This is a genomic window from Streptosporangium amethystogenes, assembly GCF_000721075.1.
Lineage (GTDB): Bacteria > Actinomycetota > Actinomycetes > Streptosporangiales > Streptosporangiaceae > Streptosporangium > Streptosporangium amethystogenes.
The window spans coordinates 200,449-220,378 of record NZ_JOEQ01000008.1; the positions used below are offsets into that span (position 1 = coordinate 200,449).

The following is a 19,930-nucleotide window of genomic DNA, read 5'->3' on the forward strand; positions in this document are numbered from 1 at the left end:
CCTGCGCTAGAGATGCTTGGGATCGCGTTCCGCGGGCCGAAAATTGTCGGTGCCGAACGCAATGATGGGATCATGACTGACGCACCCCCCAGCACCCTTTTGGCCGATCAGAGCGCCTACGCCGAGGCCGTTCAGCTCGCCCTGGACGCCGCTGCGGCGTACTACGGCGATGGCACGTCCTCTCTGGACGACGACGCCTACGACCATCTGGTCCGGGGCATTCAGGCGTATGAAGCAGAGCACCCTGATGAGGTGCTGCCGACCTCTCCGACGGGCAAGGTGGCTGGTGGTGCGGTGGTCGGCGATGTGCCGCACATGGTGCCGATGCTGAGCCTGGACAACGTCTTCAGTGCGGAGAAGCTGGTCGAGTGGGCCGCATCGCTGGAGCGCAGGCTGGGGCGCCCAGTTACGGCATGGAGCGTGGAGCCGAAGCTTGATGGGCTGGCGATCGCCGCACGCTATCGCAGCGGGCGGCTGGTGCAGTTGGTCACCCGGGGTGATGGCACCAAGGGTGAGGATGTGAGCCACGCGATCGGCACCATAGTAGGATTGCCCGCCAGGCTGGCCGAGCCGGTCACGGTAGAGTTGCGCGGCGAGGTGATGATGACCACCTCGCAGTTCGAGGACGCGTGCGCCAAGCGCCAGGCGCACGACGGCACCACGTTCGCCAATCCGCGTAGCGCCGCCGCTGGCGCACTGCGCGCTCAAGATCGGCCTTACGTATGTGAGCTGACGTTTTTTAGCTATAGTGCGCTATTGCACTCCGACGACGCTTCTGAGCAGGCAGCGTCGCTGCGCGGGCTGCCGCACAGCGAGGTCATGGCGTGGGTCGCCGCGCAGGGGGCGCAGACCCCGGCCGTCACCGACGTCGGCGGGATCGTCGCCACCACCCTGGAGCGGATCCAGGAGCGGGTCGAGGAGATCGCCGCCAAGCGGGCCGATCTGGCCTTCGGTATCGACGGCATCGTGATCAAGTGCGATCTCGCCGCCGACCAGGCGCAGGCGGGCTTCGGCTCACGCGCGCCCCGGTGGGCGATCGCCTACAAACTGCCCGCCACCGAGAAGATCACCAAACTGCTCGACGTGGAGTGGAACGTCGGCCGCAGCGGCATCATCGCCCCGCGCGCCGTGCTGGAGCCGGTCGTGCTCGACGGCAGCACCGTCACCTACGCCACCCTGCACAACGTCGCCGACATCACCCGCCGGGGCCTGATGCTCGGCGACTCCGTGGTCGTCTACAAGGCCGGTGACGTGATCCCCCGGGTCGAGGCCCCGGTCGTGCACCTGCGCACCGGCGACGAGAAGCCGATCCCGATCCCACAGGTCTGCCCCCTGTGCGGCGACGAGATCGACGCCTCCCAGGAGCGGTGGCGCTGCGTGCGCGGGCGCGCCTGCCGGGCGATCGCCTCCATCGGCTACGCCGCCGGCCGCGACCAGCTCGACATCGAGGGCCTGGCCGAGAGCCGCATCCAGCAGATGCTCGACGCCGGACTGATCGCCGACTTCGCCGACCTGTTCTACCTGACCCGCGAGCAGGTGCTGGGCCTGGAGCGGATGGGCGCCACCAGCACCGACAACCTGCTCGCCGCCATCGAGCGGGCCAAGGCCCAGCCGCTGAGCAGGGTGTTCTGCGCGCTGGGCGTGCGCGGCACCGGCCGCTCCATGAGCCGCCGCATCGCCAAGCACTTCGGCAGCATGGACGCCATCCGCACCGCCGACGCCCAGGCGATCGAGGCCGTCGAGGGCCTCGGCCCGAAGAAGGCCCCGGGAGTGGTGGCCGAGCTGGTCGAGCTCGCCCCACTGATCGACAAGCTGGTGGCGGCCGGGGTCACCATGACCGAACCCGGCTGGACACCGCCCCCCGCTCCCGGCTCCGACACCAGTGCCGGTGACGATGCCGAGCCGGGCGGCACCCCCGGGCTGCCGCTGGCCGGGATGTCCGTCGTGGTCACCGGCTCCATGAGCGGAGCGCTGGAGGCACTGACCCGCAACCAAATGAACGAGCTGATCGAGCGCGCCGGCGGCAAGTCCTCCTCAAGCGTCTCGAAGAAGACCAGCCTGCTGGTGGCCGGGGAGAACGCGGGCTCCAAGCGCGCCAAGGCCGAGACCCTGGGCGTGCGGATCGTCGGCCCAGAGGAGTTCGCCGACCTCGTCGGAGACCTCATCTGATCGGGACCGGAGCCATGGGAGCGGGGGGCGGAGCGCAGGTCAGCGGCCATAACCGTCGACTACAGGCTGGTCAGCTCACGGGGGCGTCCGCTCACCGTGATGACATCGTGGACTGCCTGCCTCGCCGGGGGCGCCGTTCTCAGGCTGCTGCGCTCGACTGAGCGGTGCCCACTTCTCCGCCGTTCAGGTCGCTGTGAACCGCGCCGGGATTGCCGGAGACTTCATCGGTTGGAAAGGATGAAGCTCATGTCAGGTTGATCTGGTTCGTCGTACCCCGCCCAGCGTCGGTATCTGCTGGAGTTGAAAGAGCGGGCGGTGCGGATGGCGCAGAAGGCCACTGAGCAGTCTAGGAAGTCATTCGGCGTCATCAGCCGCCGGGCTCAGGAGCCTGATGTCACACCGCTGCTGTCCGAACTGCGGAGGGAAGCTCAATTACCAGTTGGCCTTGACGGCGAAGTACTTGACCGTTCGCCGTCGTCATTCTTCCGTGCGCTGAAGGCTGCACCCAGGGCAACACCCAGCGAGACACCGATGGCGAGGTTGTCCAAGGCAATCCCGAAGACCAAGCCAAGGCCGATCCCGAAACAGAACCCGGCGCCCGGGGGCATGTTCTTGTTCGTCATCGCATCTCTCCCGGGGGCGTGGGCGGAAGGCTGACGATCTGGCGGCCCATCACGGCGGATGCGCGACCATCTTCCTCCACACATCAAGGCTTCTGGCACTGACAGCGGCGTCTCGGCGCCGCAGCAGGCGTCAGCGCCTCCCCGTCGACGAGTTGGTTACCGCACGGGCCTTCGCTGCCAGCCTCTGCGCCGTTCTGGACCTCTACCGGTATCGCGGGCTCGGCCGAAACACCTGGCATGCCCTCGATGGAACATGCCTTGAGCGCGCGACAGCGAGATCAAGCGCCGAGTACTCAAGACCCTCGAGGAGTGTCCGAGGTCGGAGAGAAGATCACCTTCCTCAAACTCGCTCGCACTGCCCGCGTCTCGAATTGGCTGGTATACGCCGAGGAACTGCGCGAGCACATCGAGGAAGCGATCGAGAAACAAGGCAGGCCGTTCGCGAGGCCGAACTGAGCTCGGGCACCTCGGCCGAAGCGCTGGCGGCCGACCTGGAACTGGCCACGGCCGAGCTCAGAACCCTGCTCGCGGAACGCGACTGGCTCAAAGCGGGAACAGCCCGACTGCGGGAGGTCGAAGCCGAACGTGCTCGGTTGCGAGAGGCGCTGAAGGCATCCGAAGAGGAACTGAGGCGGCGCTGCAGGAGAACAGCACCCCCCTTAGGGAAATGACACGTAACCTGGAACGATCAAGGTGACATGGAGCGCGGACTCAGAGGAATGCCCAGCTCACGGACTCGCCATGTGACATCGGAACGCCGCAGCCGCCGAGGCTCGACTATGCGAGGCTCAACACACCCACCGTCAGGCCGAACGCTCCGCTCCCCCTCTGCCAGCGGCCCCTTCAAGGCTTGGATCTCCTATCAGATCACTCCAGGTCATCCCACGTCCACGGGGCAGCAGCAGTCGTGTCAGGTTCACACCCGAACCGAAACCGCTCGTGCTGGTTAACAACTGCGATGAACTGGGTGAAGTGCCCTGTGGCAACCAGCCGTTCAGCCAGTACGGCGATCTGATCATGTGCTCCGACTTTCCGTAGCCTGGCCAGCAGCATGCTCACCGTGCTCGGGTCGTCGAGGAAAATACGAGGTGCGGCTCGTTTGGCCAGTATGGCGATCTGATCGTGTGCCCCAACGCTTAGCAGTCCGTCCAGCAACACGCCCACGGTGCGTGAGTTGTCGAGGGGAGCGTGAGTGGCGACCCGTTCGGCGAGCACGGTGACTTGGTCATGTGCCCCGACCTTCCGCAGCTTGTCCAGCAGCATGCTCACCGTGCGTGGTTCTTCCAGAGGGGCGTGGGAGGCGGGGTCTCGGGCCAACAGCAAGGCGATCTGATCATGCGCTTCAACTTCCCGCAGCTTGTCCAGCAGCATGCTCACCGCACGTGGTTCCTCCAGAGGGGCGTGGGAGGCGGGGTCTCGGGCCAACAGCAAGGCGATCTGATCATGCGCTTCGACCTTCTGTAGCTTGTCCAGCAACCAGCCCACTTCTTGCGGGTCATCGAGAGGGGCGTGGGCGATGGCTCGTTCGGCCAGCGCAGCGGCCTGATCGTGCGCCCCGTTCTCCCGTAGGTCGTCCAGCAACCAGCCCACCGCGCGCGGGTCGTCGAGAGAGGCGTGGGAGGCGGGGTCTCGGGCCAGCAGCACGGCGATCTGATCATGCGCCCCGACCTCCCGCAACTTGGCCAGCAACCATCCCACCTCCTGCGGGTCACCCAAAGGGGCGTGGGAGGCAGGGTTTCGGGCCAGCAGCACGGCGATCTGATCATGCGCCCCGACCTCCCACAATTTGGCCAGCAGCCAACCCACTTCTTGCGGGTCATCGAGAGGAACGTGGGCGATGGCTCGTTCGGCCAGCGCAGCGGCCTGATCGTGCGCCCCGACCTCCCGCAACTTGGCCAGCAACCTGCCCACCTCCTGCGAGTTCTCCAGAGGGGTGTGGGCGGCAGGATCTCGAGCCAGCAGCGCGGTGACTTGGTCATACGCCCCGACCTTCCACAGCTTGTCCAGCAGCATGCTCACCATGCGTAAGTTGTCGAAAGAGATGTGATTGGCGACTCGTCCGGCCAGCACGGTGAGCTGGTCATGTGCCCCGACCTTCCACAGCTTGTCCAGCAGCATGCTCACCGCGCGTGGGTTGTCAACAGGGGCCTGAGTGGCGGGGTCTCGGGCCAGCAGCACGGCGATCTGATCACGCGCTTCGATCTCTCGTAACTTGTCCAGCAGCCAGCCCACCGCGAACGGGTTATCAAGGGCAGTGTGATTGGCGGCCCAGTGGGCGGGGCGGTGGTCGGTGGGGTGCAGGGCGTGCAGATGGTCGACAAGGGCAGGCGCAGCCCGGGAATCACCGTAGGTGGTGGCATTTTTGTAGAGCTGGGCGGCGTCCTGGTACAGGCCACGGGCCCGAGCGGTATTCGCGAGGGCGGTCAGGTCGCTGGGATGAGCGTGCGCTGCGACTGCGGTCCAAAAGTCGATGGGCGGGATCTCCTCGGCGCGGTGGCGGCGGCCATGTTGGTCGAGGTAGTCGGCCAGCCGGTACAGCGGCCCGGACGTCGCACGGGCTTGGGTTTCAGACGCAGAGCCGCGGCGGTTGCGGGGTGCACCGGTCTTGATGGGGGTGAGGATGCCCGGAATGCCGGTGAAGGGGGTGGTCACGTACTGCAGGGTGCGCTGCAGCCAGTCGTCGCTGGTCTGCTCCCATTGGGCCTCGGTCAGATAGCCCGGAGCGGCCTCGGCCAGCAGCGCCAGCGGAAGACGCGGTCCGCATCCCAGTCGGCGGGCATCCACCGCGGCGTGGATCAGCGCCCGAGTCGCCAGCGGCGCTTCGGCGTAGCGGTCCAGCAGAACCGGGACCCCGGCCAGGTACTGAGTGATCTGACCGTCTCGGGCGCGCTCGGCCGCCTCGGTGAGCCGGGGGTCGCGGGCGGCCTGAACAGCCAGCGCGGCAAGGTCAGGGCCGGTGAAGGCGTCCGGGATCTTGATCTTGTGCCTCGCCAGCAGCTCCCGGGCTTGCGCATGCGGATCCGAGCCGACCATGCCCGCGCTGGGACGGGTGGTCAGAGCATCCCAGTGGGTCGGCCACAAGGTGGCCAGCACCAGCACCGGGCCCCGCTCGGTATCGCGCAGCAGCTCCCGCACCCCGGCGGCCACGCGCTCTCCCAGGGCGGGGTCGGCGAGGTAGAACTGGGCCTCGTTCAGCCACACCACAGTGCGCGGCCCGATTCGCTCCAGATCGGCCAGCACGGCATCAGCACGAGTTGGGTCGATGGGATGCCATAACCTCCACTCCTCTGGCTGGTTGCGTAAGAGGTGCAGCGCCTCCCAGCAGGCCCGGGTCTTGCCGGTGGAGGATCCGCCCACCAGCACCGCGACCCGACTCTCCCCGGCCCTAGCCTGCGCCACCACCGCCCCCAGCGCCTGATCATGGTCGCGTCGCACGTACACCGGCAGTTCCGGCAGACCCGCACTCCCGCTGTCGACACCGCTGTCGGCGTCGATGGCGTGGTGCACCTCCAGCTGGAACGGATCGCTCACCTGCTTCAGCGGACGGCCCGGGGACAACCACTCCAGTGCGGCGCGGCCCTGCTCGGCCAGCACCGCGGCGCGGGTCCCTCCCGCCCGCCGGCGGGCCTCGGCGGCGTAGGCGAGACGCCACCGATCCAGGTCCAGCAGCTCGGCCGCCGCGACGTGCTCGGCCAACCTGGCGCGCTCGGCCCGCACCCGCACCGCCCGCACCAGCGCGAGTAGCTGGTCGAGCCGCTGGGGAAACCGGTCCCCGCGCAACCAGTCCCCGACCGTGGTCGGACTGACCTTCACAGCCTCGGCAAGCGCACGGTCCGAGGGGTGTCGCCCCAGCTGCTCATTACGGAACGCGGCCAGCTGAGCGAGCATCGCAGGGAAGTCCGGCTCCGGTGTTCTGGTCGCAGCGTCCACCATCCTGGCGCCCTTTCGCTCACCGCACGGGCAATGGTGTCCACCTACCCCCTGGACACCGGGCCGCTACGGCCCTTCCCGTGCACTGCACCCTAAAGCGGCTAGCAGCGCCTTTCCCCTGGATGTGTCCAACCTGCGACGCATCTCCTGCTGGACGGCCACCTGGACAGGAAGCCTCGGCTGTGCCCTCCGCTCCCCGCCCCCTGGGGGGCGCCCACCACGACCGCACCGGGAGCCCCTGATGAGCCTGGTAGAGATCTTGTCCTTGCTGCTGGCCCTGTCCGTCACCCTCAACATCGCGATCACCACCGCGCTGATCGCCCGCAGCGCCGGAGCCGGCACCGCGAACGCGATCCTCACCGGCGCGGGCGCGGCCGCCACCACCCTCGCCCTCTACCTCGCCGCCGTGGCCGCCTACCACTGACACACCCACGATCACGAGGATGGCAACGCCACCACAAGTAGTTCAAGCTCGGCAAGAGCGTGACTCGGGTGCCGCTGCCTGCCGACCTGAACGCGATCAAAACCCAAGTCAAGCGACTGCCAGCTCCTATCCTCGCCAGAAGAGGGATTAAAGCTCCCATGCCGGGCGCTACATGTAGGCCGGATGGGCGGCACGCTCCCGGCCTGCCAGCGCGCGCTGCCCTCACTCGCCCTACGCTCTGCTGTGAGAGTCCTCAGCAGCCCATACCCCGGCCGCACAAGGAGGCATCTTCGATCGTTGGTGCAGCCTCACACCAGACGGATCAGCTTCGGCCCACCTATTTGCCTTATGTGCCTGAACGACTTTCAAGTGGCTGACCAGCCGGTTCGCTTGACAACCCCAGATAACGATCGTTCTGCCACTCGGCTATACCCTCCAGTACCTTGTCGGTGATGGTGGAGATGGTCTGCTTGGACACCTGCGCGTCGTAGACCTCGGCCAGGTGCGCGGAGATCTCCCCGGTGCTCAGCCCCTTGACCGACAAGGGAGATGACCATCTCATCAACCCCCGACAGTCGCCGCTGACGCTTACGCACGATCTTCGGCTCGAAGCTGGCATCCCGATCCCGCGGCATGGTGATCTCCACCGGCCCGACCTCAGTCAGCACTGTCTTGGATCGGACGCCGTTGCGGACGTTCCCACTGCCGCGACCGGCCGGATTGTGCTTGTCATAGCCGAGATGGTCGGGACCTCACCTTCCAGCGCCGACTCCAGCACCAGCCTGGCCAGTCGGCCCAGCAGCCCATTCTCACCCACCAACTCCAGGCCTTCAGCGCGGGCCTGGTCGACCAGTTCCTGATCCGACGCTTCACGATCGTCTCGCCGCGCCACCGCAGCCTTCTCCAGGTCCATATCTTCGGATGCCTGGATCACAATACTCATCAGGTGTGTATTCCTTGATCAGGAGTTACACCGTTTTTCTACAGTCTCCCGGAGGGCTCTTCTGTGGCGATCTGGCGCACCAGCGTGCGTATCTCCTCTCGTTGTTCGTCTGTGAGGTCGCTGAGGGCTGCTCCATTGTTCCCCGAGGCCGACCACCAACATCGGGCTCTCGGCAAACTATTATGGCGCGCCTATGAGCTCCTCCAAGCCGCGCAGCAGCGACGTGGTCTGAGGGCCCTTGAGTGGGTGAAGGACCTCAGGAACATCGTCGAGAAGGATGATCGCGTGAGAGTCGGTACGGCCAATCAGACTCCAGTCGTTCCCGTCGGCGCGGACGATGCTGGCCGGGCCCGCGGGATAGCTGCGGATCCTGCCTGGCGGCGGCGGCTGGTGGAGGTAGGCGCGAGCGATGGCCAAGGCCCGATCGACCCCGGCCAGTTCGGGCCTTCCCGGCTCGTTGGTGAAAACGACGTCGTCCAGGGGATATCTCGCGGCCCATTCATCCCAGTGCAGACGGAGGTGGTTGGCCGTGGCGCGTCGTCGCGCCGGTGTCCATGCCGGTGGCGGTGCGGGCTCGGGGCGTCGGTGGTTGAGCCAGAACTCGCACCAGGCGGCCTGCACTGGCATGGGCACGTGGCTGAAGCCGTATTGGTCCAAGAGCCGGTGCCAGGAATGCTGGTCAGCCGCCTGAATCAGCTCATGACAGACGTCGCAGGCATACCAGTCCATGCAACCCACCACGTCCGTACCGATGACTTGCGGCGAGCCGATATCGAAGGGCGGCGCCCCCAGGAGAACCTCTACGTCGGCGCCTTCGTACAGCCAGGTTGGGTCGGGGTTTCGGCAGAACTGACAGCGTGGCCCGCCGCCGCATTCCTCGGGCCAGCCGATGCGGATGTCGAGGATGTCATCGAGGTTCAGAGCATTGACCAGTGAGCCCTCCCCGCCGGACTCGTAGTCCTGTTTCGCCTGCCGGACCGGACCGGTGTTGGCACAGATGACAGTGGTCCGGTGGTTCATGGTGTCCATGAGATAGATGGCATAGCCGCCGGGAGTCGGCTCCAGATCCAGCGCCTGGCAGGCATCCTGGTAGCTTCCGCCGAGCTCATCGGAGACGTGGTCAGGAGCGAGCAGCATGACACGTTGGTCCACGCCCCTATGTTCGCCGTCAGCCGATGCATCGGCCAGTCCCCGCGTTAGGTCTGCCCATGAAGATGTGCGGGTCGGAGTGCTCGCCTAGATCTGAAGACCCGTGTCTTCCTAGGTCGATACTCCTCCCGCTGTTCACCAGCGGGTCACGGGGTGGTGTTAAGCACCTGCAAGGTGATGTCGGTGACATCGCCACCGCTCCATTCCATCCGCCCGGTGGCCACACGTGCCTGCGTTCCCGGCATGATGACCTGATTGAAGCCCTTTCGCGCGCGGATCGGGTCTGATTGGCAGCCGCAGGTACCCTCACGCATGATGACCTCCCCGGTAGCGAATGACGTTGCCCGGCAGCAGATCGACGAAGCCGATCAGTTCGGCGAGGACCCCCCACCGCAGGACCAGCTCTGGTTGATAACCATTTGCTGGCTGGTGACGACGACGTCGTTGTCCGTCACACCGGCATGGCAACGCACGTTGGCCCCGACAGCTTCATCGTCCATGATGTAGACGGTCCCAGAAATCACCACGCGCCGTGCTTCTTCTTCCACGGAAGCGGACGCCGAGGTGACGCCAAGCATTCCTAGCATTGCCCCGCTGGCAAGGCTCAGCACTGCGATTTTCTTAAGCACGGTTCTCTCCTACGCTGTGACCCGAATGAGGCGTATTTGATCTTTCCTTGCTGGCATCCGCGTAGCGCATCGACCCTGTAAGGATCTTCTCAAGGCTCTAGGCCGCGTAAGTGAGCCGTGAGCGCTACGGCCCGCTGGGCCGTTTCCGTTCGCACACTGCCGCAGCCGATGTCCGAGGCGGGGCGACAACAGCTGTCCGCCGCGGAGCAGCGTCTGGATTTATCGGGGGTCGACTCAGCGGATCGTGATGCGGATGGTGACTGCGTCGCGGCGTTCGAGGTCCGCGGACGTGCGGCCAGGAAGCGGGTCCAGTGCGGCGTGGGCGACGGGTCCGTCTTCGAGGTCCAAAAGCGGCGCGATGACCTGGGCGACCTCGCGCGCCACGTAGCCAATCTTGACATCGGCGGTCAGGTAGACGGCGATGGCTTGAGGGTCAGCGGCGTTGCCGCGTTCGCGGCGCAGCAGCACCTCCTCACCGTCATCGACAACAGCGAGGAAAGATGCGGTGCGCAACGCGGCGATGCCCCGGACCGGGACGATTACTGTGCCGGCCTCCTGGATGGCCAAATCAAGGGCCGTGCGTGGGGTGATCAGGGCTGCGGCCCGCTGAAGGAACAGCTGGGCGGTGCGTGCGCTGACCAGGGGGGCGACCGCATCGGAGGTGAGGGTCGCAGCCCAGGTCACGAAGTGGGGGAAGCCCTGGCCGGGGGCGGCCGGGTACAGCTGGCCGAGGGTGACGGCGTCGCGGCGGTTGCGCACCCCGATGCTGGCGGCAAAGCAGGCCGGCTCGGAACTGACGCCGTATTTGGCCATGGCGGCGCATGCGGAGATCGGACCGGTGAGGGGAAGGTCGGGGCGTTCGTGCTCCCACAGCTGAAGCATGGCGGAGAGCACCCAGGCCAGGTCGTGGACGATGAGCCGATCCAGCACCTTGGCGAACCGCATCGGATCGGCCAGGGCCAGACGGGTGCCGTGCCGGTGGCGCAACTCGTCAACGCCGAGGCCGTCCATCCAGTCGGTGGCCAGCTCGACGAGCACGGTCAGGTCGGGGAGTTTCTCCCGGAGCGCCGAGCGCTGCAGCTCGGCCACGGTGAGGGCCTGGTGCAGCAGGTGGGTGCGCAGCTCAGGCCAGCGTTCCTCGGTCAGCAGGCCCGGATCGAGGTCCACCAGCGCGGCCAGGTGGCGAGCACCGGCTTGGGCGCTGGCGCAGCCGTCCAGGCTCAGGCCGGTGCGCAGGTAGGTGGCGCGCAGCGTGCCGTCGGGAATGCGGACGGCTAGCGCGCGCATGCGGCGGCTAGCGAAACGGGTCAACGGAGCTAGGGGGTAATCCCCTAGCTGAACGGCGGCCAGCGTGGCACCGAGTGCTTGATCGACGGCGGCGGTGAGCAGCGTCTCATCGTCAGTTCCGACGACCTCTTCGGCGAGGAGCGCCAGCAGCTGCAGATCCACGATTGCGGCCCATTCGGCAGCTGCGGTGCCATCGTCAGGGTCGAGGAGTTCCAGGTCAGCAGGAACATCACGCCCTTGCGGCAGACTGCTCCCCAAGCGGGCCCGGACCAGGGTGACATACAGCCGGATCAGCGTCGACCAGATCGGCTCGAGTTCAGGAGAGTCGATGTAGCGTCGGCGGAGCGCGCGGGCCTCGTCCTCGGTCTTGGCGATGAGAATGACATGGCCCTCGGTTTCGCGGAAGGGGCGGGCGGCCCGGCCAGCGATGTTGAGGAAGTCGCGTACCGATAGCCGGTCGTCGCGACCGCGGTGGATACCGGCGACGATAACGGTCTTGGCGGGGAGGTTGACGCCTTGGCCCAAGGTGCTGGTGGCGGCCAGGACACGCAGGGCGCCAGCACGGTAGGCCTTTTCCAGTTCCTGGCGGATCGCCTCGGGGATATCGGCGTGGTGGTAGCCGATGCCGTGGCCCACCAGAGCGACCAATTCATGGTCGGCACCGGCGTACTCGGTGATGACCTCGATAACCCGGTCGCGGTGGGCGCGTAGGTCGGGGGGGACCAGGCCGCTGTCATCGGCGCCCAGCACGACGTCGGCGCGGTCGGCGGCCGCGCGGACGGCACGGGCCACGGTGGCAGTGGAGGCCTTCTTGGGCACGGCGATCAAGACAAGTCCCAGCTGCTGGTAGTGCAGCGCCAGCTCGGCGGCGACGTCCTTGGTCTCCTCGGGAAACAGCTTGGTGCGGCGCTGGTGCCGGCTCAGCACATACGGCAGGAAGAAGGCGTGGTCGGCGTCGCTGGAGCGATACTCCACAAACCCCTGCTGGCCATCGGCCTTGCGGCCCTTCCAGGTGAAGACGCCCATGTTGAGCTGGGAGGGGCTCCAGTTCACCGCGGCCAGGTGCGGGCGCTGCGGGTCGAGCCAGGCGGCCACGTCGTCGACGTTGGGCAGCACCGCCGACAAGATCAGCAGCCGAGCAGCCGATGAGATTTGCCGCACCCGGGTCACGACCAGTTCCAGGCGCAGCCCGCGCTCACCTTCACCGAGCAGGTGGCCTTCGTCGACGACCACGAGCGCGAGCCGCTCGGCGAGATCGGGGTCATTGCGCAGCAGCAGGTCGAACTTCTCGCTGGTGACCACCAGCACGTCGGTGGTGGCGAGCAGCTGCAGTTCGTAGCCGACGTGTTCGGCGCCGCCGAACAAGCCGGACACACGCAGCGCGAGCGGGCCGAGACTGGCCGCCAGGTGCCGTTCGACCTCGGAGGCCAGTGCGCGGGAGGGCACGATGTAGACCGCCAGCTTGGGCAGCCGCCCGGGCGCGGCCGCAACAGCCAGGGCGTGCAGGATAGCCCACTCGGCCAGGTGGGTCTTGCCCGCCGAGGTCGGCATGGTGACGGTGAGGTGCGGCTGATCGGCATCCAGCAGACCTGCCTCCAGCACCTGCCGCTGAGACGGCCACACCTGCACCACCGGCGGCTGGGCCAGGGCACGGGCCCGCAGGTATCGCTCCCACCGCCCGTTCCAGGTCGGCGCTCGTCGCAGCAGCCGCCACGGTGAGGTGGCCACCGCGTCTTCCACGACATGCGCGAGGTTGTCCAGCAGCACCCAGGTGTCCACGATGTTGGCCTGCAGCACCAGTTGCGCCGCCTGGCGCAGGTCGGTCAGCGCGGCCGTGCCTGCGGCGCGCTCGCCACGTCGCCAGAACCGGGCCAGCGCGCGGGCGGCGCGGCCCAGCAGCCCGTAGGCGGCCAGCACCGCGGCGTCGGCGCGATCAAGCGGCTCGGAACCGGCCGCGGCGAGCATCCGGGTTCCCAACCGTGGCAAGGTCTCCTCGGCCAGCGCGCCGAGCCGGGTGACCTCGCCGAGGTCACGTCGCAAAATCACGCCAACCAGCACCGCGATCGCCGCCGGTGCGGCCTGCTCCAGGACCGGAACCGCCGCAGGCGCGGTCCCCGCAGCGAGGTCGATCTCGGCCAGATAGTCGCTGGCGAGCTTGGCGGCGTTGGCCTGGTAGCCGGCCAGACTCCAGGTGGAGGCCGCCACCGCCAGCAGCTCCAGGCGGCGCGGCGTCCCGCCGGGGTGGGCGGCGGCCAGGTCGGTGTAGGCCTGTGCGATCGTCGGCAACTGCCCGGGATCGCGGCGCCGCTCGCGGCCGGTGCGGGTCAGCTCGGCCAGCCGGACCAGATCCGCGGCCTGAGCGACGTGCACCGGGTCGAAGGTGAAGGCCGGCCGAGGCGTGTCCGGGTGACGGACCTGCTCCAGCAAGGTGGCTGAACGCAGCTGACGTAGCCAGGTGCGCCGCTGGTCGGTGTCGAAGGCGCGGGCGGCCAGGCGCGCCAGCCGCCCGTCGTAGTCACGCATCAACGACTTCCGGCTCTGGCCTGCGCCGATCATGGTCGGCGTCAAAGGTCTGGTGGTCGGTGCCTTCGCGACGACGGGCGGCGCTTCGGGCTGGCGCCGTGGCGGCCGACGCGTACGCATCACCGATCAGCTCCCGAAGTTCGGGAAGGACGATCACTGTCACCTCCGTCTGCTCGGTCAGCTCCGGCTCCAGCCGCTCGACCACCCGCCTATCCCAGTGCCGCTCGTCTTGGACCAGCACGATGTGCCGCTCCACGCGGAACTCCGACACCAGCAACTGCCCGATGCGGCTGCCCAGGGCCAGCCCGCGATCAGACAGGCGGGCCGCTACGAAGGTGATGCTGGAGGGCAGGTCGTCCATGACGCCCTGCAGGCTCTTTGCCGCCTGCAGACCCACCTCCAAGCGTTTGTCCAGGCGCGTCTTGACCTCTGGAGAGGCCACCACCGGCGGGACCTGCCGCAGTCGGAAAGCCAGGAAGTCGGCTCCCTGCACCGGCTGGTCGGGCCGGTGCTTGTAGCGCAGCTTCAAGATGGGCACGCACCAGCGCCGCACACGGCGAAACAACGCCCCGCTCAACGCCTCACCGAAATCGCCGCTGCGGACCTTGGGATCGGAGGGGAACTTGTGCTTGATCAGGTGATCGGCGAGCCCGGGCAGCGCTAGATCACGAAAGACCGTCTCCAGCACGTTCAGCTCGTCGGTCGGCACATAGTTGCGCAGCAGTTCGTGGCCGAGCCAATCCTGTGCGGCCTGCGGGTCGATCTCATGGTTGGTGGTGAGGTGTCGCACGTGCAAAATGCCGGATGTCTCGCCCTGACCTTGTTCGGTGAGCCACCTATCGAGCATGCGCCAGCCCGTCCTACGCCATAGAGAAGTGTGACCGTCCAGGGTACGACATAGACCGATCAAGGCCCTTCGGCCGAATGGTGACTGCGCCAGGCGTTCGCCCAGGGCGCGAGGAGGACGATGCCGATCTGATTGGTGGCGAGGGTACGGCCGCCCTACGCCGAATAGTGATGGGGTGTGCAGGTACCGCATCCGGTGGCCGTCACTCGGCGTAGGGCGGAAACGGCTTTTCCGCCAGCGCGCTCAGCGTGGCCACCTCGGCCGAGCTGATCCTGCCGTTCTGCACGCTGGCCGAACGCGCCACCGAGCTCGCCCAGGCCGGAAAAGACCTGCACGCCGGATCGGCCGAACCGAGCAAGCTGAGGCCGCCTGGAACAAGGCGCTGGGGGGCCGAGGGCGCCCGCGCCGAAACCGACCGGATACGGGTGGAACTCAACGGGCAGATCGCCAAACTACGCGCGGACTTCGCCGGCAAATGCCAATCTCACCAGCAGTTCCTGCAACAGGCCTGCGACCAGCGGGATGTAGCCGTGGCCGCCGAGGCCCGGCTACGTGAGCAGCAAGAAGGTCAGGAGCAGGCTCAGCAGCGGCTGAAGCGCGCAGCCGAGAAGGTCGTCCAGCGCCTGCTCGCCGAACGCAACGCCCCACCGGAACGGCCCGCCGATTGACGAAGGGCAAACGCCGGTGATGTACCCCGAGTTCGGTGGAGTCGGTGGTCTGCCCCGGATCCGGGGCAGACCAGTCTCCACAAAACCCGGCGCGGTTCATCTCGGCGATATCGCACCGCCCTGCAGTGAGCGCGCGCACCGGCTCCGAAGTCGGACCGAGCAACACCGCCAAGCCCTCGCCCAGGTACTCGCGCAGAGCCTCTCAGGAGGCGACGGGTAAGCCGTCGGCCGGGCTCGCGTGCGCGGCCGAGACCAGACGGCACAGCCGCCCCCACCCAGCGGCCGAGCGGGCCAGCACAGTGATCCGCAGCGGCGGCTCCATAACGTGGGCGTCACCGCGCACCGGTGGCCGAGCCCGACGTGCCAGCGCAGGGGTGAAAGCGCCGACGGCGAGATCCACGCCGAAGATCGGGCGCACCCCGGCCTTCATGCACGCTTTGGCATGACGGACGGCACCGGTCACGGTGTCCCGGTCGGTCAGCGCGAGCGCCTCCATGCCGAGATCCGCCGCACCGCGCACCAGGTCCTGCGGGTGGCAGGCCCCGTAGCGGGCGGAGAACCCCGACGCGACATGCAGATGCACGAACTCGTCCCCCGGCATGAGCCCTCCCCGGTGCGGCAGCGGGCCTGGGGCATCCCATATCGAATACATGTTCGATCAGTATGGGGTGACGGCCGCCTGAACACGTCGCCCGACACGCCCGCACAAAAGAGTGAAGCGGCATGCAGAGCCACTCCAAAGGCGCGGATGCGCACCAGTGGGCGGGGGCCGGGAGAAACTTCCGGCCCCCGCTCGGCGCTCTTACCGGCTTTCAGGGTTGGTGGAGGACTCCGGCTCCGGCCGGGAGGTGCCAGTGGCTTTGGAGGCCGGAAAAGCACCGCGGCGCTGCAGGCGCGCGGTGATCAGCCGAATGATGGCGGCGGCCAGATTGATGGCACTGACGATCAACGAAATCCACTCGGGGAGGTGGTGATACATGGTCGGCTCCTGCATGGTGAGTTCGGAAAGGGCGGGCTGGCCAGCTGAGACCAGCCTCCGGCCGTCTCGAGATGCCGGGATGAGTTGCGACGAGACGGCTCACCGTTGCCAGGTTGTGAGCACGTGAGGCTGCGGGCCGCGTCAGCGGGGGTGATGATGAAGCGATGAGTCGCGATGGGACCGAAAGCGGCAAGCGTCGGCCACGGCCGATCGCGCGCCCCAGCGTGCCGCCGGGAGCATTGGCCGATCTAAAGGCTCTGCTGTACGAGCTGTACGTCCAGGCCGATCGCCCATCCCTGGACGAGGTCGCCGCCGCCATCGCCGCTGATGATGATCTGCCGGGCGCCCCTGGGCGCGACAGCATCAACCGGATCATCGGCTCAGAGCAGCACCCTCCGAAACAGGCCGACGTAGTAGCCGTGGTCACGGTGCTGGCCCGCCAAGCGCGCTGGGACGAGGCTGAGGCCGCCGCCCGGGCCCGCGGCCTGTGGACCGCCGCACAGCTGGCCGCCTCCCGGCCACCCAAGCGGCTGGGACAACCGATCACCGGCCTGAAACCGCTGCTGCTGGAGGTGCATCCCGCCATCACCGCCGGGCCGATCGCGCCCGGCCAGGACGACGTCCTGCCCGCCTACATCCGCCGCGCCCACGACGACGCCCTGGACGCGATCCTGGACGAGGTCCGGGCCGGAGCCTGCCGGCTGGTGGTGCTGGTCGGCAACTCCTCGACCGGCAAGACCCGTGCCTGCTGGGAAGCGGTTCGCGACCTGGGCGAGCCATGGCGGCTGTGGCACCCCCTCAACCCGGGAAAACCCGCGGCCGCCGCAGCCGACCTGGCTCGCATCGGCCCGCACACGGTGGTGTGGCTGAATGAGACCCAGGACTACCTGATGACCGCCGATCCGGCCATCGGCGAGCAGATCACCGCAGAGTTGCGTGAGCTCCTGGGCACCCCCGAGCGAGGCCCCGTACTGGTGGTCGGCACGCTATGGCGCAAGTACTGGGAGACCCTGACAACCCGGCCCAGCTTTCCACCTGACCCATATGCCCAGGTCCGGGAACTTCTCAAGGGAACCAGCATCAGCCTGCCGGAAGCGTTCACCGACACCGACTACGAAACCACGATCCGCCGCGCCGACCAAAGCGCGGACCCGCGGCTTGCCGAAGCCCTCAGCCGAGCCACCTCGGGGCATCTGACCCAATACCTCGCCGGCGGCCCGGCCCTGATCGATCGCTACAACAACGCTGAACCCGCCGCCAGGGCCATCGTGGAGGTGGCCATGGACGCCCGCCGCCTGGGCCACCGCCCAGCCCTACCGCGCCGATTCCTGGAACAGGCCGCCGAGGGCTACCTGACCGGCGACCAGTTGGACCTGCTCCCAGACAATTGGCTGGAGCACGCGTTCGCCTACCTCACCGATCCGCAGTCCTGCCGAGGCGCCCGTCCGCCACTGACCCGCATCCGCCCCCGCCTCGGCAGCTCGGCAGGTTCGACCACCGTGGACGATGGCGAGCCCTGCTACCGGCTGGCCGACTACCTGGAACAGCACGGCGCCCAGCAGCGTCACTCCCTGTGTCCTCCGGCCGAGTTCTGGCAGGCCGCCACTGCTCACGCCACCGACCTCGTCATCCTGGCTGACGCCGCCGAGCATCGCATCCGCTACCGGCACGCCGCAGCCCTGTATCAAGCGGCGGCTGATGCGGGAGACGTCGACGCGTCGCAAAAGTTGGCCGAGTTGTGGGAAGCGGTCACAAATCAAGCGAATGCTGAGCAACTGCTTCGGACCGCGGCTGTTACTGGAGACTCTAGCGCGTTACCGGATCTGGAATGGCTGCGGACGCTGGACGAAAGCCCACCGCCTGGGACCGACATGGGGATTGCTAGGGCGATAACCGCTTATACGAATATGAGAATACCTTGGCTGAAGGGCAATTATGGCCCCAAGGTAGGGATATTGGCGGCGCGAGTGAAGTCGCTGGAGAAGGAGGGGGATCGAGCAGGTGCTGAGCGATTGGTGTGGCAGGCGGTTGACGCTGGGTACAGCAACGTGATGCTTCTCTTATCTCGGATGCGGTTGCCAGAGGAAGCTGTTAAGGGCGGGAGCTGGAATGATCTGCTGCGGTTCGGGCTGGAGGCTGATGGTCGGATCAGCGATCCGTGGTGAGGTGTATGCGCACATGCTCCCGAATTAGGCAGAGCAGCAGCGGCGCCACCGCCACGGTGATCTTCATGTCTGCCTGCTCATCTTGCCTCAGCTGTCCATCCGTGCCCAATGACGGTGAGTCTCATGGGCCTCTGTGGTTTTGTGGAATCGCTGTAGTAGGAGAAGCCAATGGCAGAGACCGACTGGCGCAAGGTCGTGGCCGATCTCAAACAACTGTGCACCGAGCCGTCCGAGGACCAACTGGCCATCGCCAGCGCTTTGGCAGTGCCGATTGATCCCTCAATGCCCGCCCCTGTGGCGGCAGCCCTGCTGCGCGCCCATCTACGCACCTCTTTGGAGTTACCGAGGACATGGCATTTCGGAGAAGCCGAGTACGGTTATCTCGAGAATTTGGCATCCAGTACGGGCTTGAGGATTCCCCGCGCTGAGGAAATCGAGGGCCGTGATCTACTTGATGCGTGGATACGGGTCGCCCGGGCACGACGCTCCATCACTCATCTTGAACGACTACAGCCCGAGGTAGACGATATCGCCATCACCTCAGAAGCTCTCGCCGGGAAACTACACAACCAGATCACCTCCATCAGCGTCACGGGCCGACTGAACTTTCGCGGAGGTGGCGGCCGCGGCAGCTGGCCTCACCTCGTCGAGCAAATCATCAAACCGCAAAGTAATGATTTTTTCGGACTGCTTCACCAAGCACGCGAGGAGACAGCCGCCCGCGTCCTTCATCCAGAATTGGTCTCCAATGGCGATCTGGAACGGCTTTCTCGATGGAAAGTAGATCGCTTCCCAACGCTCGCGGACCGTGAGGCGCTCGAAGACGCCCTCGCAACGGCCACCGAAGAACGACCTATGCAGGTCGTGCTGGAAAAGCACCCATCCATCCTGGCCCATACGGTCTTCGGCAATCACGGAACCTGGGTACTACCACAAGTACAGTTCGCCAACCACTACATGGCGGACTTTCTCATCGCCCGCCGGACTTCAGCGGGTCTGCATTGGACCCTTGTTGAGCTGGAGAGCCCGACTAAACGACTGACGAATCCGGGCAACGGCCGTATCGCACCAACTCTTCGCCACGCTGTCGACCAGATCGAAGACTGGCGTCGATGGCTCTCGGTTAACCTCGACCTCGCCCGTCGACCTCGTTCCTCCAACGGTTTGGGCCTTCCCGGGATCACCGCAGAAGCACGCGCTCTGATCATCATGGGCCGTGAGAATGCCGCCGACAGTGCGGCCGACATCCGTGATCTTCACTCCCGGCGCGCCAGGATCGAGATCCGCACTTACGACTGGCTTGTGCGAGCCGCCGCCTGGCACGCCCCGCTCGGATGGGGTCTTTTCGACGTCGAGACTGAGGAGACAAACGACTGGTGATGACCAGGTGCCTTCTCGGTGCCGCATGACCGGACCGCCTAATCTGACGGCGAAAGACGCGGAGCGGCAGGTCTGCGGATGTGCGTCAGCGCGGGCAGGAGGGCGTCGATGCCGTGCTCGAGCCAGGTGGCCTGCAGGTCGGTGAGGTCCCAAGCCAGTAGCGGTGACCGACCGGGCGGTGAGGTTGATGCGACGGATTCAGCTCCATGTCAGC

The 19,930-nt window shown here is 66.9% G+C and carries 15 protein-coding genes and 1 pseudogene; 6 read left to right on the forward strand and 10 right to left on the reverse strand.

Annotation, left to right across the window (positions count from 1 at the left end; all coding sequences use genetic code 11):
- Window positions 1–72 precede the first annotated feature (72 nt).
- On the forward strand, window positions 73–2,169 hold the full coding sequence (gene ligA / locus IG98_RS0114790) for an NAD-dependent DNA ligase LigA (RefSeq protein WP_030911629.1): 2,097 nt from the start codon (window positions 73–75) through the stop codon (window positions 2,167–2,169).
- A 428-nt stretch (window positions 2,170–2,597) separates the two neighbouring features.
- Here ligA and IG98_RS50485 read toward each other — a convergent pair whose 3' ends face one another.
- Window positions 2,598–2,792: a glycine zipper domain-containing protein gene (locus tag IG98_RS50485; protein ID WP_169750114.1), complete on the reverse strand. Its 195-nt coding sequence runs from the start codon at window positions 2,790–2,792 to the stop codon at window positions 2,598–2,600.
- Between the two features lie 309 nt (window positions 2,793–3,101).
- On the opposite strand from IG98_RS50485, the gene IG98_RS50490 reads away from it, so the two are divergent.
- Window positions 3,102–3,248: a hypothetical protein gene (locus tag IG98_RS50490; RefSeq protein ID WP_157594326.1), complete on the forward strand. Its 147-nt coding sequence runs from the start codon at window positions 3,102–3,104 to the stop codon at window positions 3,246–3,248.
- Window positions 3,249–3,659: 411 nt separating this feature from the next.
- Here IG98_RS50490 and IG98_RS46870 read toward each other — a convergent pair whose 3' ends face one another.
- On the reverse strand, window positions 3,660–6,680 hold the full coding sequence (locus IG98_RS46870; protein ID WP_157594327.1) for a hypothetical protein: 3,021 nt from the start codon (window positions 6,678–6,680) through the stop codon (window positions 3,660–3,662).
- Window positions 6,681–6,963: 283 nt separating this feature from the next.
- On the opposite strand from IG98_RS46870, the gene IG98_RS0114805 reads away from it, so the two are divergent.
- Complete coding sequence (locus IG98_RS0114805) at window positions 6,964–7,146, forward strand: hypothetical protein (RefSeq protein ID WP_030911635.1); 183 nt, start codon at window positions 6,964–6,966, stop codon at window positions 7,144–7,146.
- A 412-nt stretch (window positions 7,147–7,558) separates the two neighbouring features.
- Here the strand turns inward: IG98_RS0114805 and IG98_RS53305 are convergent.
- The 6 genes and pseudogenes from IG98_RS53305 to IG98_RS51905 all read right to left on the reverse strand — a co-directional run.
- Window positions 7,559–8,059 (reverse strand): annotated as a pseudogene (locus IG98_RS53305) (transposase); the annotation flags it as partial.
- A 210-nt stretch (window positions 8,060–8,269) separates the two neighbouring features.
- Complete coding sequence (locus IG98_RS46875) at window positions 8,270–9,241, reverse strand: hypothetical protein (protein WP_157594328.1); 972 nt, start codon at window positions 9,239–9,241, stop codon at window positions 8,270–8,272.
- A 143-nt stretch (window positions 9,242–9,384) separates the two neighbouring features.
- The gene (locus IG98_RS50495; protein WP_157594329.1) at window positions 9,385–9,552 is read right to left on the reverse strand and encodes a hypothetical protein; all 168 of its coding nucleotides are present in this window, start codon (window positions 9,550–9,552) and stop codon (window positions 9,385–9,387) included.
- Window positions 9,553–9,606: 54 nt separating this feature from the next.
- Entirely contained in the window at window positions 9,607–9,867 is a 261-nt protein-coding gene (locus IG98_RS50500) for a hypothetical protein (RefSeq protein WP_157594330.1), read from the reverse strand.
- 234 nt (window positions 9,868–10,101) lie between these two features.
- Entirely contained in the window at window positions 10,102–13,677 is a 3,576-nt protein-coding gene (locus IG98_RS0114830; RefSeq protein ID WP_030911642.1) for a DEAD/DEAH box helicase, read from the reverse strand.
- On the reverse strand, window positions 13,670–14,524 hold the full coding sequence (locus IG98_RS51905; RefSeq protein ID WP_030911645.1) for a Hachiman antiphage defense system protein HamA: 855 nt from the start codon (window positions 14,522–14,524) through the stop codon (window positions 13,670–13,672). The genes IG98_RS0114830 and IG98_RS51905 overlap by 8 nt, the downstream gene beginning before the upstream one ends.
- Before the next feature lie 248 nt (window positions 14,525–14,772).
- Here IG98_RS51905 and IG98_RS52530 point away from each other — a divergent pair, with 248 nt between their 5' ends.
- Complete coding sequence (locus IG98_RS52530; protein WP_030911648.1) at window positions 14,773–15,192, forward strand: hypothetical protein; 420 nt, start codon at window positions 14,773–14,775, stop codon at window positions 15,190–15,192.
- Between the two features lie 202 nt (window positions 15,193–15,394).
- On the opposite strand, the gene IG98_RS52535 is transcribed toward IG98_RS52530, so the two are convergent.
- Window positions 15,395–15,844: a PHP domain-containing protein gene (locus IG98_RS52535; RefSeq protein ID WP_211263986.1), complete on the reverse strand. Its 450-nt coding sequence runs from the start codon at window positions 15,842–15,844 to the stop codon at window positions 15,395–15,397.
- A gap of 150 nt (window positions 15,845–15,994) precedes the next feature.
- Window positions 15,995–16,171 carry a hypothetical protein gene (locus IG98_RS50505; RefSeq protein WP_157594332.1) on the reverse strand — a complete coding sequence of 59 codons (177 nt, stop codon included), beginning with the start codon at window positions 16,169–16,171 and terminating at the stop codon, window positions 15,995–15,997.
- Window positions 16,172–16,335: 164 nt separating this feature from the next.
- Between IG98_RS50505 and IG98_RS44880 the strand changes: the two genes are divergently transcribed.
- Both IG98_RS44880 and IG98_RS0114865 read left to right on the forward strand, forming a co-directional pair.
- Window positions 16,336–18,336 (forward strand): ATP-binding protein, encoded by a 2,001-nt coding sequence (locus IG98_RS44880; protein WP_157594333.1) that lies wholly within the window; start codon window positions 16,336–16,338, stop codon window positions 18,334–18,336.
- A gap of 168 nt (window positions 18,337–18,504) precedes the next feature.
- Window positions 18,505–19,716, forward strand: coding sequence for a Shedu anti-phage system protein SduA domain-containing protein (locus tag IG98_RS0114865; protein WP_030911656.1), 1,212 nt, complete (start codon window positions 18,505–18,507; stop codon window positions 19,714–19,716).
- The last annotated feature ends 214 nt before the right edge of the window (window positions 19,717–19,930 follow it).